The 24,451-nt window shown below is 31.7% G+C and carries 23 protein-coding genes; 20 read left to right on the forward strand and 3 right to left on the reverse strand.

Going from position 1 to position 24,451, the window contains the following annotated elements:
- The first annotated feature begins 2 nt into the window (after positions 1 to 2).
- Both MUN68_RS05080 and trxA read left to right on the forward strand, forming a co-directional pair.
- Entirely contained in the window at positions 3 to 998 is a 996-nt protein-coding gene (locus tag MUN68_RS05080) for a c-type heme family protein (protein ID WP_249995584.1), read from the forward strand.
- Between the two features lie 12 nt (positions 999 to 1,010).
- A complete protein-coding gene (trxA, locus tag MUN68_RS05085; RefSeq protein WP_249995585.1) occupies positions 1,011 to 1,310 on the forward strand; it encodes a thioredoxin in 300 nt (99 codons plus the stop codon).
- Positions 1,311 to 1,700: 390 nt separating this feature from the next.
- Here trxA and MUN68_RS05090 read toward each other — a convergent pair whose 3' ends face one another.
- A complete protein-coding gene (locus MUN68_RS05090) occupies positions 1,701 to 3,803 on the reverse strand; it encodes a TonB-dependent receptor (protein ID WP_249995586.1) in 2,103 nt (700 codons plus the stop codon).
- A gap of 65 nt (positions 3,804 to 3,868) precedes the next feature.
- Positions 3,869 to 4,246 carry a hypothetical protein gene (locus tag MUN68_RS05095; protein WP_249995587.1) on the reverse strand — a complete coding sequence of 126 codons (378 nt, stop codon included), beginning with the start codon at positions 4,244 to 4,246 and terminating at the stop codon, positions 3,869 to 3,871.
- A gap of 200 nt (positions 4,247 to 4,446) precedes the next feature.
- Here MUN68_RS05095 and MUN68_RS05100 point away from each other — a divergent pair, with 200 nt between their 5' ends.
- The 15 genes from MUN68_RS05100 (at position 4,447) to MUN68_RS05170 (ending at position 17,413) form a co-directional block, all read left to right on the forward strand.
- Positions 4,447 to 5,175 carry a peroxiredoxin gene (locus MUN68_RS05100; protein ID WP_249995588.1) on the forward strand — a complete coding sequence of 243 codons (729 nt, stop codon included), beginning with the start codon at positions 4,447 to 4,449 and terminating at the stop codon, positions 5,173 to 5,175.
- A 110-nt stretch (positions 5,176 to 5,285) separates the two neighbouring features.
- Entirely contained in the window at positions 5,286 to 6,617 is a 1,332-nt protein-coding gene (locus MUN68_RS05105) for a cytochrome ubiquinol oxidase subunit I (RefSeq protein ID WP_249995589.1), read from the forward strand.
- 1 nt (position 6,618) lies between these two features.
- A complete protein-coding gene (gene cydB, locus MUN68_RS05110) occupies positions 6,619 to 7,692 on the forward strand; it encodes a cytochrome d ubiquinol oxidase subunit II (RefSeq protein ID WP_249995590.1) in 1,074 nt (357 codons plus the stop codon).
- A 15-nt stretch (positions 7,693 to 7,707) separates the two neighbouring features.
- Positions 7,708 to 8,004 carry a hypothetical protein gene (locus MUN68_RS05115; protein WP_249995591.1) on the forward strand — a complete coding sequence of 99 codons (297 nt, stop codon included), beginning with the start codon at positions 7,708 to 7,710 and terminating at the stop codon, positions 8,002 to 8,004.
- Between the two features lie 79 nt (positions 8,005 to 8,083).
- Positions 8,084 to 8,698 carry a TetR/AcrR family transcriptional regulator gene (locus MUN68_RS05120; protein WP_249995592.1) on the forward strand — a complete coding sequence of 205 codons (615 nt, stop codon included), beginning with the start codon at positions 8,084 to 8,086 and terminating at the stop codon, positions 8,696 to 8,698.
- A 1-nt stretch (position 8,699) separates the two neighbouring features.
- The gene (locus MUN68_RS05125) at positions 8,700 to 9,950 is read left to right on the forward strand and encodes a TolC family protein (protein WP_249995593.1); all 1,251 of its coding nucleotides are present in this window, start codon (positions 8,700 to 8,702) and stop codon (positions 9,948 to 9,950) included.
- 10 nt (positions 9,951 to 9,960) lie between these two features.
- A complete protein-coding gene (locus tag MUN68_RS05130) occupies positions 9,961 to 10,857 on the forward strand; it encodes an HlyD family secretion protein (RefSeq protein ID WP_249995594.1) in 897 nt (298 codons plus the stop codon).
- A gap of 11 nt (positions 10,858 to 10,868) precedes the next feature.
- A complete protein-coding gene (locus MUN68_RS05135; RefSeq protein ID WP_249995595.1) occupies positions 10,869 to 11,249 on the forward strand; it encodes a cupin domain-containing protein in 381 nt (126 codons plus the stop codon).
- Positions 11,249 to 12,151, forward strand: a complete 903-nt coding sequence (locus MUN68_RS05140; protein WP_249995596.1) for an ABC transporter ATP-binding protein — start codon at positions 11,249 to 11,251, stop codon at positions 12,149 to 12,151. The genes MUN68_RS05135 and MUN68_RS05140 overlap by 1 nt, the downstream gene beginning before the upstream one ends.
- Before the next feature lie 41 nt (positions 12,152 to 12,192).
- Entirely contained in the window at positions 12,193 to 12,921 is a 729-nt protein-coding gene (locus MUN68_RS05145) for an ABC transporter ATP-binding protein (RefSeq protein WP_249995597.1), read from the forward strand.
- On the forward strand, positions 12,918 to 14,024 hold the full coding sequence (locus MUN68_RS05150; RefSeq protein WP_249995598.1) for an ABC transporter permease: 1,107 nt from the start codon (positions 12,918 to 12,920) through the stop codon (positions 14,022 to 14,024). The genes MUN68_RS05145 and MUN68_RS05150 overlap by 4 nt, the downstream gene beginning before the upstream one ends.
- A gap of 79 nt (positions 14,025 to 14,103) precedes the next feature.
- Entirely contained in the window at positions 14,104 to 15,225 is a 1,122-nt protein-coding gene (locus tag MUN68_RS05155; protein ID WP_249995599.1) for an ABC transporter permease, read from the forward strand.
- 69 nt (positions 15,226 to 15,294) lie between these two features.
- The gene (locus MUN68_RS05160; RefSeq protein WP_249995600.1) at positions 15,295 to 16,752 is read left to right on the forward strand and encodes an NAD(P)/FAD-dependent oxidoreductase; all 1,458 of its coding nucleotides are present in this window, start codon (positions 15,295 to 15,297) and stop codon (positions 16,750 to 16,752) included.
- Between the two features lie 14 nt (positions 16,753 to 16,766).
- Positions 16,767 to 16,895, forward strand: coding sequence for a hypothetical protein (locus MUN68_RS05165; protein WP_272792406.1), 129 nt, complete (start codon positions 16,767 to 16,769; stop codon positions 16,893 to 16,895).
- Between the two features lie 11 nt (positions 16,896 to 16,906).
- Positions 16,907 to 17,413: a hypothetical protein gene (locus MUN68_RS05170; protein ID WP_249995601.1), complete on the forward strand. Its 507-nt coding sequence runs from the start codon at positions 16,907 to 16,909 to the stop codon at positions 17,411 to 17,413.
- A gap of 95 nt (positions 17,414 to 17,508) precedes the next feature.
- Here the strand turns inward: MUN68_RS05170 and MUN68_RS05175 are convergent, their stop codons facing one another.
- On the reverse strand, positions 17,509 to 18,507 hold the full coding sequence (locus MUN68_RS05175) for a metal-dependent hydrolase (RefSeq protein WP_249995602.1): 999 nt from the start codon (positions 18,505 to 18,507) through the stop codon (positions 17,509 to 17,511).
- 133 nt (positions 18,508 to 18,640) lie between these two features.
- Here MUN68_RS05175 and MUN68_RS05180 point away from each other — a divergent pair, with 133 nt between their 5' ends.
- From MUN68_RS05180 to MUN68_RS05190, 3 genes are all read left to right on the forward strand, one after another.
- Positions 18,641 to 19,948, forward strand: a complete 1,308-nt coding sequence (locus MUN68_RS05180) for a TolC family protein (protein ID WP_249995603.1) — start codon at positions 18,641 to 18,643, stop codon at positions 19,946 to 19,948.
- Between the two features lie 80 nt (positions 19,949 to 20,028).
- Positions 20,029 to 21,108 (forward strand): efflux RND transporter periplasmic adaptor subunit, encoded by a 1,080-nt coding sequence (locus MUN68_RS05185; RefSeq protein WP_249995604.1) that lies wholly within the window; start codon positions 20,029 to 20,031, stop codon positions 21,106 to 21,108.
- Between the two features lie 138 nt (positions 21,109 to 21,246).
- Positions 21,247 to 24,441 (forward strand): efflux RND transporter permease subunit, encoded by a 3,195-nt coding sequence (locus MUN68_RS05190; RefSeq protein WP_249995605.1) that lies wholly within the window; start codon positions 21,247 to 21,249, stop codon positions 24,439 to 24,441.
- Positions 24,442 to 24,451: the final 10 nt, after the last annotated feature.

The raw sequence follows: 24,451 nt of genomic DNA on the forward strand, positions 1-24,451 counted from the left end.
TCATGAAAAAAACATTAATTATTTTTACGTTATCTCTATTCATTTTTAGTTGTAATAATGAAAAAAAGAATACAACACTTACCTCAGTAAAAACGCTTGAAGGAGAAAGTGCTCATCCTGGTAAAAAGTTAATGGAGACTAATTGTTATGTGTGTCATAGTCCAACAGCTAGTCAAGATGATAGAGTAGGACCTCCAATGATTGCTATAAAAAAACATTATATAGACAGTAATACTTCAAAAGATGAATTTATAAAATCCATGCAAGCTTGGATAAAGAATCCAAAAGAAGATGATGCTAAAATGTTTGGAGCCGTAAAACGTTTTGGACTAATGCCTAAGCAATCTTTTCCAGATGAAACTATTCAGCAAATAGCAGATTATATGTTTGATAATGAAATAGAGCAACCAATTTGGTTTGAAGATCATTTTAAAGGTAAAAAAGAAAAAGGCAAGGGAAATAATAAAGGAAAAGGAATGCACAAGCAACAGGCGCAATCTAGTTTTGAAAAGTTGCCGTATGGAGAACGTGGCTTAACATATGCACTATCAACGAAAGCAGTTTTGGGTAAAAATCTCATGGGTACAATTCAAAAGAAAGGCGTTATAGAAGCTTTAGCTTTTTGCAATGAACAAGCATATCCTTTAACAGATAGTATGTCTGTAGTACATAATGCTAATATCAAACGTGTTTCAGATAAACCTAGAAATCAAAATAACCAAGCGAATTCATTTGAAATAAATAAAATCGAAACCTTTAAAAAGCAATTAAAAAATAAATTAGAGATTGAACCTATTGTTGCAGAAATAGAAGAAAAAGTCCATGTATATTATCCTATTATTACAAATGATATGTGCTTGAAATGTCATGGCACACCAAATCAGTCTGTAACTAATGAAACATTAAATAAGCTTCAGCAATTATATCCAAACGATAAGGCTTTAGGATATAATATAAATGAAATTAGAGGTATTTGGAGTGTTACTTTTGATAAATAAATCAAGTCAGGTATGAGTAAATTTTCAGAATTAATAAATCAAGATAAACCGGTTTTAGTAGATTTTTTTGCAGAGTGGTGTGGACCATGTAAAATGATGAGTCCTATTTTAAAACAGGTAAAAGACAATTTAGGAGATAAAGTAGCAATTATAAAAATTGATGTCGATAAGAACCAAGCTTTAGCTGCAAAATATCAAGTGAGAGGTGTGCCAACACTTATGCTGTTTAAAAAAGGGAAGCAAGTTTGGCGACAATCAGGTGTGCTTCAAAAAGATGAAATTATAAACATTATTACTTCTAAGGGATCATAATTCATTTGAAGATAACACTTTTACTTTTTAAGATGCTTGTGTTATTTAGCCCAATACTTACTGTTTTTATTGATGGATTTTTTAAATTACTGATAAGTATCATATTAATTTTTAGTGTAATACTCTAATTTTAGAATTCAATCCAACAAATATTAAATATTATGATTTCTCAAAGCATTGCATTATCGAACTGGACTAATGGTGTTGTTATGATTACTATATTTGGGCTAGTTTGTTTCGTTTTAATTGGATTTATAGTTAACTCTATGACCAGTAACGATAGGGATAAAAGAGAACCTAAAGAAAGATAGTAATCACTATTATTCTTAATTTTTAAAAAAGTAACGCATATAAATGCGCTACTTTTTTTGTCTACTATTAAAATATCTGTTAAAATTTATATTGTAAAAAGGCAGAAAAATTGCGTCCTGGTTCTGTAATTGATGTTCGTCCAAAATCTGCTTGATTAGTGAAAGAGAAGTTTAAATGGTTGTTGTAAGTTTCATCAAAAGCATTAATTACGGCTACGCCTAAAGTTATATTTTTAATAGGTTTTACGCCAAAACGTATATCTAAAGTTTGGTAGCCATCGGTTTCAGTTTCACCAAAACTTCTAGAAATATGATCTTGTTTAGATACTACATTGTATTGTATGTTTCCCCAAAATTTTTCTTTTTGAAAACCTAAACTTAGCTTCGTATTAAATGGTGATATTAAAGGCAACGATTCATTTAAATCCTTGTTTTTTGCATATACATAGGCAAATTCAGTTTTAAAATAATAGTCATTTAGAAAATCGATTTGAGCCATAGCTTCAAATCCAGTTTTGTAAGCTTCGTCTATATTTTGAAATACCTTTACATTTGTAGGATTTGTTGTCGGGTTAAATTTACGTGTTATGGTTGGGTCTATGACGCCAACGATATAGTTTTCAAAGAATGAATAATAGAAAGAAGTTTCATATGTAAAGCTATTAAATCCATTTTTCAAAGGCTCTCTACCTTTAAAACCTATTTCAAATTGATTATTAACTTCAGCTTTTAAATTAGGATTTCCAATATATTCATATGGATCTTGGCCTACAGTAAAGTGATTAATAAAACGCTCAATCATATTAGCAGAACGAACACCACGACCATAAGCAACCTCTAAAGTAAAATGATCAGATACTCTGTTTTTTATAGAAACGGTTCCACTTACATTGTGTTCTGTACGTTTTTCTAAATCGTACATGGCTTCAAAGTCGGCTTCAGGATCTTGTATGTCTGAAGTTACATTATCGTAACGTAATCCTGCTGTAAAAATAATTTTTGAATTAATGCTATATTTTGCTTCTGTAAATACACCTAAATCTGTAATATAAGAATCTTGCCAAACCTTATCATTAAACGTTATAGGCATTGGTAACATGTTGCCATTCATTATTTTGACTAATCTTGTTCTTCCACCATCTCTAGAAATATGCATCGCATCAAAACCAGAAAACATGTTTAGTTTTTCTAATGGTTTCCAGTTGAGTTCTAATTTTCCTCCAATGGTTGTTGCATCTACAGCAGATGAAGCTTCCATCATCATAAACGAAGGTCTGTTATCATTAGTCATTAAATGATCTACGTAACTATAATAGGCTTTTGTTGTAAATGATTTTATGATTTCACCAATATTATCCAATTTATAATCTAATGATAAAATGCTACTATTATCATATTCTGTATCCATTGCAAGTGCAGCATGTAATACATCACGACCAAAAGACTGCCTCCAATGTGCTTGTAAACGTTGATCATCAGAGAAGTTGTAACCTAATTTAATGCCGTAATCTGTGCTTCTAAAAGAGGAAGGGATTTCTGTTCTATTTCCATCTTCATAATTCCCGAAATCTCTATAGCCAGCATTAACCACGATGTCATATTTTTCTTGAATGTATTGTAGTTGTGCTAGGTTTACTAATGAGTTTCCGTTGCTTTCATAGCCACCAGAAATTTTTCCGTGTATGCCATCATCTTCATAATCTGGTTTTTGAGTTACTAAATTTACAATACCTCCAAAAGTAGTTCCATATCTGACAGTGTAAGGACCTTTTATAATTTCAATTTTTGAAATTTCTTCAGGAATAATATGTGTTGTTATGGGATCCATTCTATTCGGACAAGCATGCATAGCTTTTGTGCCACCATCATACTGAATATTTAACTGCTCGTATTGAGCACCTCTAAACGAAGGATCAATAGCATAATTTCCTCTTTTTATAACTGAAAATCCATTGATATTATTAAATAAATCGGCAACATTTTTGGGTTGCACAATCTTTTCGTCATTTTTACTAGAAACAACGGTTAGTACTGGATCTTTTTTAATATTTCCAGTAATGATCACCTCATCTAGTTTGGTGATTTTTTGTTTTATGGTGTCTTTTTTGGTTTCGTTTTGCTCTTGACCATAAGACATAACTGTAATTAGCGTGCATAATAGCACACTATATAATGTTTTCATGTATTGAATATTATAGTTAACTTAAATGTTTGTGGTAGATATAAATACCAGTAATTGAAGAAAAACTATGCTTGAGGTGGATGAAAAAAAACGTTTGTATTGTTGAACGAATATAGGTTTTGGTAAACTATAGGGTTTTGTTTTTTTATAGTTTTCTTTTGAAGAAAAACTATGGCTTCAAATGCATTTGAAAATAAAGTGAGTTCTTTAAAATCGATTATACTTTCTGGAGTTTTCTGATCTTTATCTTGAGATTTAGCAACTTTTTTTAGATGACATTTTCCATTACATTCTAATTCTGGTTGGTCCTTATTTTCGCATAATGCTTCTACAAAGCCAACAGGATCTAAATTGTAATACGCATAAGTGAACGTTACTCTTGTACTATTAAATAGAAGTAGAGATGTTAAAACTATTGAGAATATATAGGCGCTAATTTTCATTATTGCAAAGATAATATATAGCGCTTTTTTTTAAGATGATTTTTATCATGTTTCAGTTATGAAATTGTACTGTTTCTCTACTATTGATGATACTTATATTTATATATGAATTTGGTATAGTTTAAGTTACAAATGTTACAAACTAAGAATGTGTTGTAGAGTAACTTTACACTATTAAATCGTTAAAACTAGATATAATTATGAATACTTTAGAAACAACAAAACAGCAAGAAGAAGTTTTTACCATGCCAAGAATTGGTGATAAAGCTCCAGAGTTTACTGCAACAACAACGCAAGGAGAAATTAATTTTCCTTCAGATTATAAAGGTGAATGGTCAATATTATTTAGTCATCCAGCAGATTTCACACCAGTTTGTACATCTGAGTTTATGACATTTGCTCATTTAGAGGAAAAGTTCAAAAAAGCAAACTGTAATTTAATCGGCTTATCAATTGACGGTTTATATAGCCACATTGCTTGGTTAAGAACGATTAAGGATAAAATTAAATTTAATGGTATGGAAAACATTGAGGTTAAATTTCCATTAATTGAAGATATTTCTATGAATGTTGCCAAAAAGTATGGTATGATACAACCAGGAGAAAGTAAAACACAAGCTGTTAGAGCTGTCTTTTTTGTAGATCCAGAAGGCATTGTGAGAGCTTTAATCTATTATCCATTAAGTTTAGGACGCAATTTTGATGAATTATATAGAGCGTTAATCGCGATGCAAACCTCAGATAAATTTAATGTGGCAACACCAGCAGATTGGAATCCAGGAGATGATGTGATTGTGTCTCCAGCAGGATCTTGTGGTGTTGCTGAAGAAAGAATGACATCTACCGAAGATTTAGATTGTAAAGACTGGTTCTTTTGTACTAAAAAACTAGATAAAAATCTAGTTTTAGACAGCATTCTAAAAAAATAATTAAATAGTTGAAAAATAATTTTAAAAAGCCTCTTTCTAGAGGCTTTTTGTGATAAATGTTACACAGTATATATCGTTTGTGTTGTATTTTTATAATCAAAATTCAAAATATGGAAGATATGATTTTTTATGATAGATTGCAATTTGCATTTACTATCACATTCCACTACATTTTTCCGCAATTAACCATGGGATTATCGCTAATGATAGTCTATTTTAAATGGAAATTCCTCAGAACTAAAATTGAAAAATATAATAATGCAGCAAAGTTTTTTATGAAAATATTTGCCATTAATTTTACCATGGGAGTCGTAACAGGAATTCCAATGGAATTTCAATTCGGCACCAATTGGGCAAAATTCTCTGAGTTAACAGGCGGAATTATTGGCCAAACCTTAGCTATGGAAGGTATGTTTTCTTTCTTTCTTGAATCCTCATTTTTAGCACTATTTATTTTTGGTGAAAAATTAATGGGACAAAAACTACACTTCTTAACAGGTTTTTTAGTGTTTTTTGGGTCTTGGGCAAGTGGTTGGTTTATTTTAGCAACCAATGCTTGGATGCAACATCCTGTAGGTTATGAAATTTTAGAGAATGGGAAATATGTATTAGAAAACTTCTCAGCACTTTTTACTAATCCTTGGTTATTTCCAGCATTTTTACACAATCAATTGGCATCTGTTGTAACGTCTGCTTTTGTGATGGCAAGTATAGGAGCCTTTTATATTTTAAGAGATAAGCATTCTGAATATGGTAGATTATTTTTAAAAACAGGTGTCGTTTTTGGATTAATTTCAAGTGTTTTAGTTGCTTTCCCAACAGGAGACTGGAATGCTAAAAATGTAGCAAAATACCAACCAGGAACATTTGCAGCTATGGAAGGTGTTTTTGAAACCGAAGAAGCTGGAGCCGAAATCGTACTTATTGGTCAACCTAATATGGTCGATAAAAAACTAGACAATAAAATTGCAGTTCCTAATATATTAAGCTTTTTAACCTACCAAGAGTGGGATAAACAAATTCCTGGAATGGATCAATTTGAAGATCATGAATTGCCAGATAATATTCCAGCTTTATATTATTCCTATCATATAATGGTTGGTTTAGGAACTATTTTTATAGGTGTTATGGCTTTAGCACTTTTCTTTTTATGGAGAAAAAAATTATACAACATTAAGCCATTACTTTGGACGATAATGTTTCTTGTTCCATTTCCATATATCGCAAATCTTACAGGTTGGTATACAGCAGAATTAGGAAGACAACCCTATTTAGTTTATGGTTTGTTAAGAACAAGTGATGGTGTATCGCCTACGGTTTCATCAGGTAATACTTTATTTACTTTACTCGGTTTTGTCGCTTTATATATGCTACTAGGCTTGTTGTTTTTAGTCTTAGTCGGTAAAACTATTAACCAAGGTCCAACACCTCAAAAACATTAATATGGAAATATTTTGGTACATAGCAATAGGAATTGTTCTAACGGTGTTTTTTATTTTAGACGGTTATGATTTTGGAGCAGGAATTATTCATTTATTTTTTGCAAAAGATGAAAAAGACAAAGAAGTCATTACTAAATCTGCTGGTTTGTTTTGGGATTCTAATGAGGTTTGGCTAGTAGCAGCAGGAGGAATGCTATTTATGGCTTTTCCAACTTTTTATGCGTCAGTTTTTAGTGGATTTTATTTGCCATTAATAATTGTATTATGGTTAATTATTTTTAGAGCCATCGGATTAGAATTTAGAGGACAATTTAAATATCAAATGTGGAAAGATATTTGGGATAAAGCCTTTGGTGTTTCTAGTTTGTTATTAGCGTTATTTTTCGGAATCGCTTTAGGTAATATTGTTAGAGGTGTTAATTTAGGAAGCGTTGAAAACGGAGTTTCTTCTCATGAAGGACATTATTTTTTCTTACCGTTATGGGATAGTAGTTTTAGTCCATTAACAGACCATCCTGGAGTTATTGATTGGTTTACAATTATTATTGGATTAATTACTGTGGTTACTTTGGCAATTCATGGTGCCAATTGGATCATTCTAAAAACCAATTCAACAATAAATATCAAGCTTAAAGGCGTTATTTCTAAATTAAATATTGCTTTGGCAATCCTTACAGTTTTCTCTTTAATTGTATGGCAAAGTGTGAATCCAAATTCATTAGATAATTTTATTCAAAAGCCTTTTTTAATGATATTTCCGATCATTTATTTAACTGGATTGATTGGGCTGTTTTTTATAAAAAAAATCAAAAAAGATAGTCATGCTTTTGTATTGTCAACCTTGTTGATTTTAGGTGGCATTACATCTTCATTAGCATCTTTGTTTCCTGTAATATTACCGTCTATTAATGATGTGAATGAGCATTTGACTATTTATAATACATCTGCATCAGAATATGGTTTATCTGTTGCTGTAATTTGGGGAATTATTGGATTTGCCTTGATCGTTGTTTACATGATCATTCAAAAAAGGTTGATGAGCGGGAAAATTGATAACATGGATTATGGCCATTAGAACATTCATACCATCATGACAGGCACACTAATTTCATTAATCAGTATTTTAATCGGAATAATTTCCTCCAATGCATTTGGTAAGTTATATGAAAAATATACTTTCGGTTTTAAAGGAAATACTTTGATTGGTGTTTTTGGAAGTATCTTATTTATTAAAACTTTTGGACGATTAGGTTTCGACCCTTGGGCTATTATGAATAATGGAGATTTTGATGGATTTCGTTTAACAATCAATTTGTTAGTGTCTGCTTTAGGTGGCTTTTTTGGACTCATATTGGCTAAAATAATTCAAAATAAATTTAATAGATAGTTAAAAAATAATCAAACAGTATTGTGTTTGATTATTTTTTGTAAATTTACTAACCAATTGGTTAAACTATATAGTTAAAATGACAAAAAAGAAAGACGAAAATACAGAAGAACAAATATTAGATGCAGCTAAAAATGTATTTCAATCTAAAGGAATGGTTGGAGCTCGTATGCAAGAAATCGCAGATAAGGCAGGTATAAATAAAGCAATGCTTCATTATTATTACAGAAGCAAGCAATTATTATTTGAAGCTGTTTTTAAAAACGCATTCTCCTTGTTAGCACCTCAATTAAATGCGATTTTAAATGATGATTCTTCTATTGAAGAGAAGGTGAAGAACTTTACTCTAAATTATATAACATTCATTGTTAAGCATCCTTATTTGCCAAACTTCGTTATTCAAGAACTCAATAGAAATCCAGAGTTTATTTTAAAAATGAAAAGCAATCCAGGTTTTCCAAATCTTGAAAAATTTAGTAAACAAGTTAAAGGTGAAGTTGAGAATGGCATTATAAAACCAATTAGTGCAGAGCAATTATTTATCAATATTGTGGCTTTAAATATTTTTCCATTTGTAGCAAAACCCTTAATCATGGCATTTACAAATACAGATGATGAAGATTACAAACAATTAATTGAAGATCGTAAAACAGAAGTTTCCGACTTTATTATTAATTCGCTAAAAAACACATAAAATGAAACAATTAATCCTCATTTTAATGCTTCTAATTGCATTGCCAATTGCAGCACAACAAAGCATCACGCTGGAGGAATGCTACAATTTTGTAACTATAAATTATCCACTAGCAAAGCAATCACAACTATTAGATGCGCAAAACAAATTGGATGTTGAAGCAATTTCTACTTCAAAACTACCACAATTCAATTTTGATGCTCAAGCAACGTATCAATCTGATGTGATAGAAATTCCTATTCCAAATGCCAATATTGAAGGTTTAAACAAAGACCAGTATCGTGCAACGTTATCAGTTAATCAGTTAATTTATAATGGTGGATTAACGAACGCTTCATTACAAGTGAAATCTGCGCAACTCAAAACGAAAAGGAAACAGGTTGAGATTAGTTTGTATCAACTAAAACAACAAATTAATCAACTTTATTTTTCTGTACTATTAACTCAAAAATCTGAGTTATTATTAAACGCAAAGCAAGCGCAATTAGAAGCCAAGCTTATAGAAGTTAAATCTGGAATAAAGTATGGTGTTATTTTGCCATCTTCAGACAAGATCTTGGAAGTCGAACTATTAAAAATAAGTCAACAATCTAAAGAGTTAGAAAGCCAAAAAGCAACGCTCATTGCGACACTTTCAAGTTTAATAAGCCAGCCATTAAATGCTTTAACCCAATTTCAAAATCCACTTATAGAAACTCAAATTCAATCGGATTTGAATAGACCAGAACTCGAATTATTTCAACTTAAAAAAGAAGAAATTGATAATTCAGAAAATCTATTGTCTAAACAAAATTCACCAAAATTACATGGTTTTGCGACTGGTGGTTATGGAAATCCTGGATTAAACATGCTTGATAATTCATTTCAAACATTTTATACAGTTGGAGTGAAGTTCAATTGGAATATTTTCGATTGGAATTCAAATAAAAAACAACGTGAATCACTATTAATCAACAAAGATATTGTAGATAATGAAACAGAAATTTTTAAGCTGAATATAAATATTGAATTGAATCAACAACAGCAAGAAATCGATAAAATAGAAAACTTTATAGCTTCTGATTTAGAGATTTTAAATCTTAGAAATGAAGTGCTTAAAACAGTAGATTCCCAACTTAAAAATGGTGTGATTACATCTTCGGTATATATCACAGAGCTTACCAATTTATACGAAGATGAAAATATTTTAATAAAACATAATATTCAATTACAACTCGCAAAAGCAAATTATAATGTTATTAAGGGACAATAAAAAGAAATATATGAAAAATTACACACGCATATTAGGATTAAGTATCATCATTTTTAGTTTGTTTTCCTGTGGAAATGATAACGGAAAGGCTGATGGTTATGGGAATTTTGAAGCAATAGAAATAACTATTTCTGCTGAAAATAATGGAAAACTAATGCAGTTGAATGTTGATGAAGGTGACGTGCTTCAAAAAGAACAATTCATTGGTTACATTGATACCATTCCATTAGATCTAAAACAGGAACAATTAAAAGTTTCTAAAGCTGTAATTAGTTCAAAATCTAAAGGCGTACTCTCTCAAATTTCTGTGTTAAATTCAAAATTAAAAACAGCTAACATTAATAAAACACGTGCTGAAAATCTTATAAAGGATAATGCTGGTACTCAAAAACAATTAGATGATGTTACTGGAGAAATTAATGTCATTAGAAACCAAATTAGAAGTGTTGAAATCCAAAATGCACCAGTGGTTAATGAACTAAAAAGCATAGATGTACAGTTAAAACAAATTGATAATCAAATTGAAAAAAGTAAAATCATAAACCCTGTTAACGGAACAGTTTTAACCAAATATGCCGAACCTAACGAAATAACAACTTTTGGAAAACCGCTATATAAAATCGCAGATTTAAATACAATGCAATTACGGGTTTATATCAGCGAAACCCAATTGGCAAATATTAAATTCGGACAAGAAGTTACCGTAAAAATTGATGATGCAGATACTATGAAATCTTATAAAGGAACAATTAGTTGGATCGCTTCGGAAGCAGAATTTACACCAAAAATCATTCAAACTAAAGAAGAACGTGTTGCTTTAGTGTATGCTGTAAAAGTAGATGTTAAAAATGACGGAAGCTTAAAAATCGGTATGCCTGCAGAAATGTGGATAGACACAAATAATTAAATATAAGACACATGAAGAATCTAATTGTATTACTCGGAATACTGTTGTTAGTTGGCTGTAAAAGCACTGAAAACATAACAAATCAATCTAAAAATAATTACCCAAAAATGAATTTAAAAGATTTACATACAGAAGATAAAGCGGTTCAAACAAAATTGTTGCTCAAAGCAGAAGAAGGAAAAGTAATTTCATTACAAATCGCTTCAGGAGAACAGTTAAAAGAACATGTTAGTAATGTACCAACAATTTTAATTTGTGTTTCTGGAAAAGCGGTTTATAAAGATGAATCAGGAGATGTAACATTAAAAGCAGGAGATTATGTAATGATTACTCAAGATGTTAAACATGAGGTAAGTGCAATAACTGACAGTAATTTTATTTTGATAAAATAATGGGTATTTCCGTTTCTAACATATCAAAAAATTACAAAAACGTAAAGGCTTTACAAAACATTTCATTTAATGTCAAAGAAGGTGAGCTTTTTGGGTTGATTGGTCCTGATGGAGCAGGTAAGACAACGTTGTTTAGAATTTTAACAACCTTACTAATTGCTAATGAAGGTAAAGCAACGGTTGCAGGTTTTGATGTGGTTGAAGATTATAAAAAGATCAGAAATAGTGTTGGCTATATGCCAGGGAAATTTTCACTTTATCAAGATTTGACAGTTGAAGAGAATTTGAATTTCTTTGCAACTATTTTCGGTACAACCATTGAAGAAAACTACGATTTAATAAAAGAAATTTACGTTCAGATAGAACCATTTAAAAACCGTAGAGCAGGGAAATTATCTGGTGGAATGAAGCAGAAGCTAGCGTTATGCTGTGCGTTAATCCACAAGCCTAGAGTATTATTTTTAGATGAACCTACTACTGGAGTGGATCCAGTTTCTAGAAAAGAATTTTGGCAAATGCTAAAGCGCATACAGCAAAAAGGGATTACTATTTTGGTGTCTACGCCATATATGGATGAAGCTGCTTTGTGTGATAGAATTGCATTAATTCAAGACGGAAAAATTTTACAAATTGACACACCTCAAGCCATAGTGAAACATTATCTAAAACAGATCTATAATGTTAGAGCTCATAATACATATCAGCTCATAAAAGCTTTAAAGGCGTATCAATACAACCATAGTGTGTATCCTTTTGGTGAATATGTGCATTATACAGATCGTAGAATAGATTTTAATCCGAAAGATTTATTTCAGTATTTAGAATTAAACAATCTATCTCATATAGACATTAAAAAAACAGAAGTTACCATTGAAGATGCTTTTATGGAATTAGCAAAATAACCTGCGAGGTTTTAAAAATCTTGTAGGTTTAAATAATAAAAATGAACAATAACAACGTCATACAAGTAGAAGGATTAACCAAAATGTTTGGAGATTTTGCAGCTGTTGATGCCATTACTTTTGAAGTGAATAAAGGTGAGATATTTGGGTTTTTAGGTGCAAATGGCGCAGGAAAAACAACAGCTATGAAAATGCTAATAGGTATTTCTAATCCAACTTCAGGAAAAGCTAATGTAGCAGGTTTTGATGTCTATAGTCAAGCAGAAGATATCAAAAAAAATATTGGTTATATGAGTCAGAAATTTGCTTTATATGACGATTTAACCGTTAAAGAAAATATTACATTCTTTGGAGGTATTTATGGTTTGTCAAGAAAGCAAATCAAAGAAAAATTGGCAATTTTAATTGAAGAATTAGGATTAGAAAAAGTAGCAAATAAGCTCGTTGGCGATTTGCCATTAGGTTGGAAACAGAAACTATCGTTTTCAGTGTCTTTACTTCATGATCCAAAAATTGTGTTTTTAGATGAGCCAACAGGAGGTGTAGATCCTATTACTAGACGTCAGTTTTGGGAAATGATTTATAAAGCTTCTAGCGAAGGAACAACCGTTTTTGTAACCACACACTACATGGATGAAGCCGAATATTGCGATAGAGTTTCCATCATGGTAAACGGAAAAATAGAAGCTTTAGACACTCCAAAGAAATTGAAAGAACAGTTTGAAGTAGATAATATGAATGATGTATTTTTAAAATTGGCGAGAGGATGAAACGTTTTATAGGCTTCATAAAAAAAGAATTCTATCATATTTTTAGAGATAAGCGTTCATTATTTATTCTCTTCGGAATGCCTATTGCTCAAATTATGTTATTTGGTTTCGCTATTACTAATGAAATCAATAATGTAGATATTGCAATTTTAGACCATTCGAAAGATGCGACTACTGACGAAATTATCAATAAAATTTCAGCTTCAAAATATTTTAGCATCAATCAATTTATAGACAGAGAATCTGATATTGAACCCATTTTCAAAAAAGGAAAAATAAAGGCAGTTTTAAATTTCGAAAAGGACTTCAGTAAAAACCTCATAAAATACAACAAAGCAACGATTCAAATAATCACAGATGCTACAGATCCAAATACAGCAAATACCATCAGTAATTATGTAAATGCTATTCTTCAGAAATATCAAAAAGAATTGAATAAAGACATGACAATCGTTTATCAAATTATACCTGAAACGCGTATGGTTTACAACCCAGAATTAAAAAGTGTTTACATGTTTGTTCCTGGTGTTATGACGATTATTTTAATGTTGGTTTCTGCAATGATGACGTCCATTTCCATAACTAGAGAAAAGGAATTAGGAACTATGGAAATTCTTTTAGTGTCGCCTTTAAAACCAATTCAGGTTATTGTTGGTAAAGTGTTTCCATATATTTTTCTATCAATAATTAATGCAGTAGTTATCGTTTTGCTAAGCATTTTTATTTTTAAAATGCCAGTTCAAGGAAGCTTGTTTTTATTAGGATTAGAAAGTATTCTTTTTATAATAAGTGCCTTGGCTTTAGGGATTTTAATTTCAACCATTTCTGCAACTCAACAAACCGCAATGATGATTTCTTTAATGGGTTTAATGCTTCCAGTAATTTTATTATCAGGCTTTATTTTTCCTATTTCTAGTATGCCTTTACCATTGCAAGTGATTAGTAATATCATTCCTGCAAAATGGTTTATCATCATTATAAAAGGCATTATGCTAAAAGGTGTAGGATTAGAATTTATATGGAAAGAAACCTTGATTTTATTAGGAATGACTGTGTTTTTTATAGCATTAAGTGTGAAGAAATATAAAATAAGATTAGAGTAGAAAAGTATATCGTGCAAGGTTTTTAAAACCTTGTAGGTATTGTAAATTAAAAGAGATTCCTGCCTACGATGGAAGAAATATGAAAACAATTTTATACATCATACAAAAAGAATTCAAGCAAATCTTTAGAAATAAAGGCATGCTTCCTATCATTTTTGTTTTGCCGTTATTACAGCTTGTTATTTTATCTAATGCTGCCACTTTTGAAGTCAAGAATATTAAATTTGGCTATATTGATAATGATCATACATCAACATCAAGAGCTTTAGTTGAAAAATTTAATGCATCCACATATTTTAATGTATTAACAGATTTTCCTTCGGAAGCATTTGCAAATGCAGCCATGCTAAATGGAGAAGTCGATGTGGTTTTAGAAATTCCAAATTTTTTTGAACGCGATTTACAAAAAGAAAAGCATAACAATTTAGGTGTTACTATTAATGCAATTGATGGTGCAGCTGCTGGTGTTGAAAATGTATATGTTACACAAATTATCCAACGTTTTAATCAAGGCTTAAAAGTTGATTTAATGCAGGTTTCAGATAAACAAATACAACCAACTACTATTGAAACTATTCCGTTATTCTGGTATAATGAAACTTTGAACTACAAAACTTTTATGGTTCCAGGAATCCTAGTTTTATTAGTAACTATGATTACATTGTTCCTTTCAGGAATGAATATAGTAAGAGAAAAAGAAATTGGTACGTTAGAACAAATTAATGTGACACCAATTAAAAAAAGTCAGTTTATAATAGGGAAACTCTTTCCGTTTTGGGTTATTGGAATGGGCTTGCTAACTGTCGGATTAATTTTAGCAAGACTCATATTTAACGTCCCAATGCTTGGTAGTATAATACTCATGTATTTCTACACATCAATTTATATTTTAGTGGTTTTAGGTATCGGTTTATTCATTTCAAATTTTACAGATACACAACAGCAAGCGATGTTTATTTCATGGTTTTTTGTCGTAATTTTTATTCTAATGAGTGGTTTGTTTACACCAATTGAAAGCATGCCAAAATGGGCACAAATTGTAACAGAATTTAATCCAGTAAAATACTTTGTAGAGGTGATGCGTATGGTAATGCTTAAAGGTTCTGGCTTTATTGATATTCTTCCTCAGTTATTAAAAACAGCACTTTATGCATTTGTTATGAATGGTTTAGCAGTTTTGAGTTACAAGAAGACGAATTAATATCCTTATGTAACTTAAGTTACTGTACAGCTTTAAAAAGAGAATTACCTTTATTAAAAATATTTTAAAATGTCTAAAATTGTCATTTTAGGAGCAGGTATTTCTGGTCATGTTGCAGCAACGCATTTACGCAGAAAATTATCAAAAGAACACGAAGTTGTAGTGGTGTCTCCTAACAGTAATTACCAATGGATTCCTTCTAATATTTGGGTTGGAATTGGAAGAATGAAATCCGAAAAAATTTTATTTCCACTAGCACCTTTATATAAGAAGAAAGGGATTGGTTTTAAACAAGCTAAAGCGATTTCGTTTTTTCCTGAAGGTGATATGCATGAAGAACAACCATATGTTTTAGCAGAATATGTAGAAGGAGATAATAAAGGCCAACAAGAAAAAATAACGTATGACTATTTAATAAATGCGACTGGACCAAAACTGAATTTTGAAGCAACTGAAGGGTTGACTCCTGGTGAAAATAAAACGTATTCGGTTTGTACTTATACACACGCAGATCATGCTTGGGAAGGATTGAATGCTTTGATTCAAGAGATGAAACAAGGAAAAAAAGCAAAAATTTTGATTGGTACAGGTCATGCTAAATCGACTTGTCAAGGTGCTGCTTTTGAATATATATTGAATGTAGAAAAGGAATTGTGTAGGCATAATGTGCGAGATATGGCTGAAGTAACTTGGATTGCTAACGAACATAAATTAGGCGATTTTGGAATGGATGGCATGTTATTGAGTTATGGTAGTATGACTATGAAATCTAGCGAAATGGTCGAGATGATTTTTGAAGATAGAGACATTAAATGGATAATAGGAGCAGGTGTTCATAAAATTGAAGATGGTTTAGCGCATTATGAAAATCTTGATGGAGAATATAAAACAGAAACCTATGATTTTGCAATGCTAATACCTTCGTTTTCTGGTCATGGTTTTAAAGCTTACGATAAAAACAAAAATGATATTACAGAAAAACTATTCAAAGGATTTATGATTGTTGATGCAGATTATTCACCAAAACCTTATGAAGAATGGTCTGTCAAAGATTGGCCAGAAACCTATCAGAATCCAAGTTATAAAAACATATTTGCTCCAGGGATTGCATTTGCACCACCACATGCCATTTCAAAACCTAGGAAAAGTAAAAATGGAACCGATATTTCACCTGCACCACCACGTACAGGAATGCCATCTGGTATTACAGCAAAATTAGTCGCAGATAATATTATTGATTCTATAAAAAATGGAAAAGAATCTTTAGACCATAAAGGATCAATGGGAAATATGGGAGCTGCATGTATCGCTTCTGCTGGTTACGGAATAACACAAGGAAGTGGTGTTAGCATTACAACTTATCCAATTGTTCCAGATTATGAGAAATATCCAAAAACGCAAGGAAGACAATTAGGGAAAACCTTTGGGGAAATTGGTTTAGCAGGACATTGGCTAAAATTGGCATTGCATTATGCCTTTATTTACAAAGCAAAAATGCGACCATTTTGGTGGTTAATTCCTGAATAAAAAATGATAATAACATGACACAAAGAATTTCAAAATATCAAAGATTTAAAATGATGAATCCTATAATTCAATTTTTTAAATTCATTTACTTAAGCATGAAAATAATGCTTGTAGTGGCTGGAGGACATGGAGGTACAAGATAAAACAAAGGATGATGAAAATTAGAAGTTTAGTAATGACAACAATTTGTTTGAGTTTTTTAGGATTTCTCTCTTGTAATGAAGAACAAAAAAAAGGAATAATAAAAGCAGCAGATAATACTGTTGAACAAAACATAAAAGAAGATCATACTTTTAAGCAGAAGGTGGAAATTGATGATGGACGCATATCACTTAATTTGAATCCTATGCAAAAAAATCATCAACTTTCTAATATGAGAAGTCATTTAGAAGCTATACAACAAATCACATTATTATTGTCACAAGAAAACTATGATGAAGCCTCAATGATTGCCTATACAAAATTAGGGTCTACAACAGAAATGCGCTTAATGTGTGCTTCTTTTGGAGATAAAGCTTTTGAGAATTTAGGATTAGAATTTCATAAAAGTGCTGATGCAATGAGTGATGTTTTTAAAAAAAGAAATAAAGATAATTCCCTTACTGCATTATCAAATACGTTAAATTATTGTGTGCAATGTCATGCAACATATAAGCAGTAATATTTGGTTAAACTGATGTGATTATCAGTTTTTTTTGGTTGGTTAAAGGCATTTATAAGTAATTATGAATGCCTTTTTTTGTAAAGAAACTAGTTTTAATTTCCTTTTAAACGCATCCATAATTCAAATAACAGTTTCTTTCCATCTCGTTTGTCTTTAGGAGCTTCAATAAATCGAACCTTACCAGAATTATCTGTCTCTATTTTATATTGAAAAACAAAGTTTTTAGATTTTGGTGCTAAACTTAAAAGTCCAAATCGCAAATCATTAAAATAAAGAATTCCATTTTTTTTAGAAATCATATACCATCCTTCAGAAATTATAATCATACGTTGTACTTTTTCGTTGGTAGCAAGATCGCCTAAGAGTTGATGGTTTTTAGGATAAGTTTCAAAAGTTATTGGCTGAGTATCAAAAAAGGAATAGTTTCCCAATAAATAAGCGTCTTCAGTTTCCACATTAGCACTCCAAAGAATTGTATTTAATGGCGAAGGTCTTGTGTCTATTTGCAGATAGGTGATGTCTTGATCTTTTAAAGCAGATTTAAATTGGTTAAACGCTATCCATTTCAAAAATATGGTAAGTAATAAATAGGATGAACTTATTATTAACCCAATTTTATTATATAAACGACGTTTTTGGGTCCAGTGTTTTTGCCTCAGTGTAAGAATCAAAAAGACCAAAAATGGTATTGTATAAAGCGGATCTATAACAAATATAGTCTTAAACGCCAATCGTAGATCAAATGGCCAAAATAATTGAGTTCCCCAAGTTGTATGTGCATCTAAAATAGGATGCGTTACAAATGTCAAGAAAAATAACCATGACCAATCTTTAAAACTTTTAAATGTTTCATACCGAGAAACAATCCAACCGAAAAGGGGAGCAAATACTATTGAAAATACAATCGAGTGTGTAAAACCTCGGTGAATTGATAGCGCAGAAACAGTATCAGTAAAATGAATAGCAAGTACATCTAAATCAGGTATTGTACCAGCAATAGCACCATAAAACATGGCTTTATTTCCGATTTTTTTTCCTAGCACAGCCTCACCAACAGCTGCACCTAATACGATTTGAGTTAATGAATCCATATACTTTACAAAAGTAAGTCAAGAGCAGTAAACAACATAACATACGTCCTCATAAATGACTCTTGGCTTGGTAACTTATGTTACTGACTTCGGTCTTTATCTGATGTAAATTTGTACAATAAATCAATAATTGATGAAAAAACATTTTTATATCCTAGGATTTGGTTCTGTCTTCAGTTTTTTAGTTCAAGCGCAAGAAGTAGTGCCTATTACTATGACAGAGGTTTTATCTAAAGTGTCTGAAAAAAATATAAGTATTAAAATTTCCGAAGAAGAATTTAATCAAGCTAAAGCAGATTACAGACAAACTAATGCTGTGTTTTTTCCAAACATTACAGCAAGTCATACAGCAATGGCGACTACAAATCCGTTAATGGCTTTTGGATCTAAATTGAATCAGGAAATTTTAACGCAAAATGATTTCAATCCAGCATTATTAAATGATCCTTCTCAGATAGAAAACTATGCGACAAAGTTTGAAATTCAACAACCATTAATCAATATGGATGGTTTATTTCAACGTAAAGCTGCTAAATCTAAAATGGAAGCCATGTCATTAAAGACGAAGCGTACACAAGATTATTTAGCGTTTGAAGTTGAAAAAGCATACATGCAATTACAATTAGCTTATAAAGCAGTGCAGGTTTTAGAAACAACATTAGAAGCAGCTAATGCTAATAAGAAATTAGCAGATAACAGTTTTGAACAAGGGTATTTACAACGAGCTGATGTATTAAATGTTGAAGTACGAGTAACCGAAGTTCAAAATCAATTGCAAATGGCTAAAAGCAATGTGCAAAATGCATCCAATTATTTGTCTTTTTTAATGAATGATGAATCGTATGTTATGTATACACCAACTGATGAATTGGTGGTTTCAACGTTTTCAATTGAAGATACAACAGTTTCTGAAAATCGTTCAGATATTAAAGCTATGCAATTTGCTTCAAATGCTTATGAAGCGATGAGTAAATCTGATAAAATGGCGTTTCTACCACGATTAAATGCCTTTGGAAGTTATGAACTATATGATGATCAGGTTTTTCATGGTGGTGCTAATGGCTATTTATTTGGAGCACAATTAACTTGGGATGTTTTTCAAGGTTCTAAACGTTTTGGAAAGGCTCAAAAAAGTAAATCAGAATACGAAAAATCAAAATTAGAATACAAACAATATGTCTCTAAAAGTAATTTGGAATTAAACAAAGCAAAACGAGCTTTTACAGATGCAGAAAACAAATTAAAATTAACTGCTTTAGCATTAGAGCAATCTGAAGAATCTTTACGAATTAGAACGAACAGATTTAAAGAAGGTTTAGAAAAAACATCAGATTTATTGATTGCAGACACACAATTTGCACAAAAGCAATTAGAATATTATCAAACCATTTTTGAATATAATTATGCTCAAGCCTATTTACAATTTTTAACTAAAGAATAAAACCTCTCGACTGCACTCGAGGAGACAGAGTATTATCTGGTCAAGCGCAGTCGAGACCTAATTAATAAACAAATTACAAAATGAAAATATATATTTACTTACTAGCGTTAACTACAACAGTGTTTTTTATAACAAGCTGCGGAAGCGAAGACAAAAAACCAGTTACAGATAGCACACCAGCAATAGCTGTAAAAGTAAGTCAAGTAGAAACAAATAGTAATAGTCCGTTTTTAAGTGTAAGCGGAAAAATTCAAGCCACTAACAGTGCAGATTTAAGCACCAGAATGATGGGGTATGTAAACAAAGTACATGTTAATGTTGGTGATAACGTTCAAAAAGGTCAATTGCTAGTTTCTATTAATAATAGTGATTTACAGGCTAAACGTGCTCAAGTAAATGCTGGGATTACAGAAGCTACAGCTGCTTTTAATAATGCCCAAAAAGATTATAATCGTTTTAAAAATTTGTTTGCAGATAATAGTGCGTCTCAAAAAGAGTTGGATGATATGACTGCGAATTTCGAGATGGCAAAAGCACGTTTAGAAGCGGCAAACCAAATGAAAAACGAAGTCAATGCACAATTTGCTTATAGTAATATTACAGCGCCTTTTAGTGGAATGATTACTAGTAAAACTGTTGAGGCTGGTAACATGGCAAATCCAGGAATACCTTTAATTAGTATAGAAACTCCAGAGAGTTTTGAAGTGATGGCAATGGTTCCAGAATCTGAAATTTCTGAAATTAAAAAAGGAACAACCGTTGATGTTTTAGTAAAATCTATCAACAAAACCATTAAAGGAAAGGTTACAGAAGTGAGTACATCTGCCAAAAATACTGGCGGACAATATTTAGTGAAAATAGCTATAGAAAAAACAGAGGCAAACATCCTGTCAGGAATGTTTACAACGGTTCAGTTTCCAGTAGAAAGAATAGCAAAATCAACACTGGTTTTAATTCCTACTGAAGCTATTGTAACCAAAGGGCAATTATCTGGAGTGTACACCATAAGTCAAAGTAATACAGCTATGTTACGTTGGTTACGTTTGGGAAGAACTTTTGGAAACCAAGTAGAAGTGTTATCTGGTTTAAATGCAGATGAAGCTTACATAGTTTCTGCTGAAGGAAAATTATTTAATGGTGTTAAAATTTCAATTCAATAACTAAAAAGCCGCGTTAAGGATAGAAACGACATCCTTTTTACGTCAGTTCGAGTGAATTTGCCTAAGCAAATTTGTATCGAGAACAAGTAAAAAGATATAGTGGATAGCCTGTTAAAACGCCCAAAATATTAAACTCAAATGAAAGAAGGAATCGCAGGAAAAATTGCCAAAGTCTTTATGCAATCGAAGTTAACCGTGTTGTTAATGATTGTGTTTATGGTCGTTGGAGTGTATAGTTCGTTTTTAATTCCGCGTGAGGAAGAACCGCAAATTGATGTGCCAATGGCAGACATTTTTGTAGGTTATTCAGGCGCAAGTCCTACAGAAGTTGAGTCACGAGTAATTAAGCCTTTAGAGCAATTAATTTCGAATATCAAAGGTGTAGAGTATGTGTATTCGACATCGATGAAAGAACAAGGAATGGTCATTGTACAGTTTTATGTTGGCGAAGATATTGAGCGTTCGTTTGTAAAATTATACAACGAAATAAACAAGCACATGGATCAAATGCCTCAAGGTGTTACGTTTCCTTTGGTAAAAACACGTGCCATTGATGATGTGCCAATGTTGGGATTGACCTTGTGGAGTGAACATTATGACGACTACCAATTAAGTCAAATGGCACTTGAGTTGGAAGCGGAAATAAAAAAGGTAAATGACGTCTCTACGACACATAAAATTGGAGGTAGAAATCGTCAGTTACGTGTTGTTTTAGATAAAGATAAGTTGGCATCAAGTGGTTTGGACTTCTTGTCGGTTTCTGAAATGATAAAGGCGAATAATAGTCAAATGAGTTCTGGGAGTTTCGATAAAAACGATACTGAATTTTTGATTACTACTGGTGAGTTTTTAGAATCGGTTATAGATGTTGAAAATTTAGTCGTTGGTGTGCAACAAAATCAACCTATTTATTTAAAGCAAGTGGCACAAATTATTGATGGACCAGAAGTGCCTCAGAATTATGTGAGTTTAGGATTTGGAGCAGGAAGTGAGAAGTCTACTGATTATAAATCGGAATATCCAGCAGTTACCATTTCTGTTGCGAAGCGAAAAGGCGCAGACGCGATGAAACTTTCGGAAATTATTATCGATAAAGTAGATCATTTGCGTACGACTTTAATTCCAGATGATGTACATGTTGAAGTGACTAGAAATTACGGAGAAACAGCATCTCATAAAGTGTCAGAGTTGTTGTGGCACCTTATAGGTTCTATCATTGCTGTAACAATTGTGGTTATGCTTGCAATGGGTTGGAGAGGAGGATTGGTCGTGTTTTTATCGGTTCCAATTACATTTGCTTTGACTTTGTTGAGTTACTATATGATGGATTACACGCTCAATAGAATCACGTTGTTTGCATTGGTTTTTGTGACAGGAATTGTGGTCGATGACTCGATTATTATTGCAGAAAACATGCATCGGCATTTTAAGATGAAACGCTTGCCATTTAAACAAGCTGCTTTATATGCGATTAACGAGGTTGGAAACCCAACAATTTTAGCCACATTTACAGTTATAGCTTCGGTTTTACCTATGGCTTTTGTGTCAGGATTAATGGGTCCATATATGGCGCCAATGCCAATTGGAGCATCAATTGCTATGATTTTATCTTTGTTTGTAGCCTTAACTATTACACCTTATTTAGGTTATATTTTCTTAAGAGAAAAAGATAAAAAAGAAGCAGAGGAAAAGCCTGAAAAAGCAGTAGAAGACACACTTATTTATAGAATATATAACAAATTTGAAAGACCTCTTTTAGAGAGTAGAGGAAAACGTTGGATCTTTTTAATAGGAACTTTTGTAGTCTTAATAGGAACTATGGTCTTGTTCTTTACCAATTCGGTTGCCGTAAAAATGTTACCATTTGATAACAAAAATGAATTTCAGGTTGTAATTGATATGCCAGAAGGGTCAACTTTAGAGCGAACAGGAGTTGTGACTCAAGAGATTTCACAGTATTTATCTACTCGACCAGAAGTGGTAAATTATCAAAATTATGTTGGTACGTCGGCACCAATTACGTTTAATGGTTTAGTTCGTCATTATGATTTACGTGGAGGTTCTAATATGGCAGATATTCAAGTGAATTTATTAGCCAAAGAAGAACGTACTGTACAAAGTCATGATATTGCTAAATTATTGCGCCCAGAGATTCAGAAAATTGCTTCAAAATATAATGCGAATGTGAAGTTAGTAGAAGTTCCACCAGGTCCACCAGTATTATCTACAATTGTTGCAGAAGTTTATGGACCAGATTATGATGAGCAAATAAAAGTAGCAAATAGTGTTCAGGGTATATTAAAAAAGACAGATGATGTTGTAGATATTGATTGGATGGTTGAAGATGACCAAACCGAATATCAGTTCGATATCAATAAAGAGAAAGCGATGTTGTATGGTGTGGCACCACAACAAATTGCTTACACCATGAATATGGCGTTATCTAACAGATCGATCACCAATTTATATGATGAAGATGCGGTAAATCAAATTGGTTTGGTATTGGCTTTAGATGAAAAGGAAAAATCAACCATCACTGATATTTCGCAATTAAAAGTAAAGTCGATACAAGGAAATATGATTCCAATTGCAGATTTGGTCACTATAACAGAGACTACAGCAGCAAAAAGTATTTATCGTAAAAATCAAAAACGTGTCGTTTACGTCATGGCAGATATGGCTGGTGAATTAGAAAGCCCAGCGTATGCAATTCTAGGAATGGAAGAGAAATTGAAAGAGATTCCATTACCAAAAGACTACGAATTAAATGAAATGTATTTAGGTCAGCCAGATTTTGAAGATAATTACACTGTAAAATGGGATGGCGAATGGCAAATTACTTTAGAAGTATTTAGAGATTTAGGAATTGCTTTTTTAGGAGCCATTATTTTAATATATATATTAATTGTAGGCTGGTTTCAAAACTTTAAAGCACCAATTGTAATGATGGTTGCGATTCCTTTATCCTTAATCGGAATTATTTTAGGACACTGGATTATGGGAGCATTCTTTACTGCAACGTCTTTTATTGGTATGATTGCTTTAGCAGGAATTATGGTTAGGAATTCTGTATTACTGATTGATTTTATAAACATAAGAACAGCAGAAGGCATACCACTTAAACAAGCGGCAATTGAAGCAGGAGCAGTGCGTACTACACCAATTCTATTAACAGCAGGAACCGTTGTTATTGGAGCATTTGTAATACTATTTGATCCTATTTTTCAAGGATTAGCAATTTCATTAATGGGAGGAACTATTGTTTCAACAGTGTTGACATTATTAGTGGTGCCTTTAGTGTATTATATGATAGAGAAAAAGAACTTTAAATAAAGGTTCGTCT

The organism is Psychroserpens ponticola, assembly GCF_023556315.2.
GTDB lineage: Bacteria > Bacteroidota > Bacteroidia > Flavobacteriales > Flavobacteriaceae > Psychroserpens > Psychroserpens ponticola.

Coding starts and splice junctions, on each gene's coding strand:
- MUN68_RS05080 (WP_249995584.1), top strand. CDS start 3: ATGAAAAAAACATTAATTATTTTTACGTTATCTCTATTCATTTTTAGT.
- MUN68_RS05175 (WP_249995602.1), bottom strand. CDS start 18,507: ATGGATTCATTAACTCAAATCGTATTAGGTGCAGCTGTTGGTGAGGCT.
- MUN68_RS05160 (WP_249995600.1), top strand. CDS start 15,295: ATGTCTAAAATTGTCATTTTAGGAGCAGGTATTTCTGGTCATGTTGCA.
- MUN68_RS05105 (WP_249995589.1), top strand. CDS start 5,286: ATGGAAGATATGATTTTTTATGATAGATTGCAATTTGCATTTACTATC.
- MUN68_RS05120 (WP_249995592.1), top strand. CDS start 8,084: ATGACAAAAAAGAAAGACGAAAATACAGAAGAACAAATATTAGATGCA.
- MUN68_RS05150 (WP_249995598.1), top strand. CDS start 12,918: ATGAAACGTTTTATAGGCTTCATAAAAAAAGAATTCTATCATATTTTT.
- MUN68_RS05135 (WP_249995595.1), top strand. CDS start 10,869: ATGAAGAATCTAATTGTATTACTCGGAATACTGTTGTTAGTTGGCTGT.
- MUN68_RS05185 (WP_249995604.1), top strand. CDS start 20,029: ATGAAAATATATATTTACTTACTAGCGTTAACTACAACAGTGTTTTTT.
- MUN68_RS05130 (WP_249995594.1), top strand. CDS start 9,961: ATGAAAAATTACACACGCATATTAGGATTAAGTATCATCATTTTTAGT.
- MUN68_RS05115 (WP_249995591.1), top strand. CDS start 7,708: ATGACAGGCACACTAATTTCATTAATCAGTATTTTAATCGGAATAATT.
- MUN68_RS05145 (WP_249995597.1), top strand. CDS start 12,193: ATGAACAATAACAACGTCATACAAGTAGAAGGATTAACCAAAATGTTT.
- MUN68_RS05125 (WP_249995593.1), top strand. CDS start 8,700: ATGAAACAATTAATCCTCATTTTAATGCTTCTAATTGCATTGCCAATT.
- MUN68_RS05100 (WP_249995588.1), top strand. CDS start 4,447: ATGAATACTTTAGAAACAACAAAACAGCAAGAAGAAGTTTTTACCATG.
- MUN68_RS05090 (WP_249995586.1), bottom strand. CDS start 3,803: ATGAAAACATTATATAGTGTGCTATTATGCACGCTAATTACAGTTATG.
- MUN68_RS05155 (WP_249995599.1), top strand. CDS start 14,104: ATGAAAACAATTTTATACATCATACAAAAAGAATTCAAGCAAATCTTT.
- MUN68_RS05180 (WP_249995603.1), top strand. CDS start 18,641: ATGAAAAAACATTTTTATATCCTAGGATTTGGTTCTGTCTTCAGTTTT.
- MUN68_RS05165 (WP_272792406.1), top strand. CDS start 16,767: ATGACACAAAGAATTTCAAAATATCAAAGATTTAAAATGATGAATCCT.
- MUN68_RS05190 (WP_249995605.1), top strand. CDS start 21,247: ATGAAAGAAGGAATCGCAGGAAAAATTGCCAAAGTCTTTATGCAATCG.
- MUN68_RS05170 (WP_249995601.1), top strand. CDS start 16,907: ATGAAAATTAGAAGTTTAGTAATGACAACAATTTGTTTGAGTTTTTTA.
- cydB (WP_249995590.1), top strand. CDS start 6,619: ATGGAAATATTTTGGTACATAGCAATAGGAATTGTTCTAACGGTGTTT.
- trxA (WP_249995585.1), top strand. CDS start 1,011: ATGAGTAAATTTTCAGAATTAATAAATCAAGATAAACCGGTTTTAGTA.
- MUN68_RS05095 (WP_249995587.1), bottom strand. CDS start 4,246: ATGAAAATTAGCGCCTATATATTCTCAATAGTTTTAACATCTCTACTT.
- MUN68_RS05140 (WP_249995596.1), top strand. CDS start 11,249: ATGGGTATTTCCGTTTCTAACATATCAAAAAATTACAAAAACGTAAAG.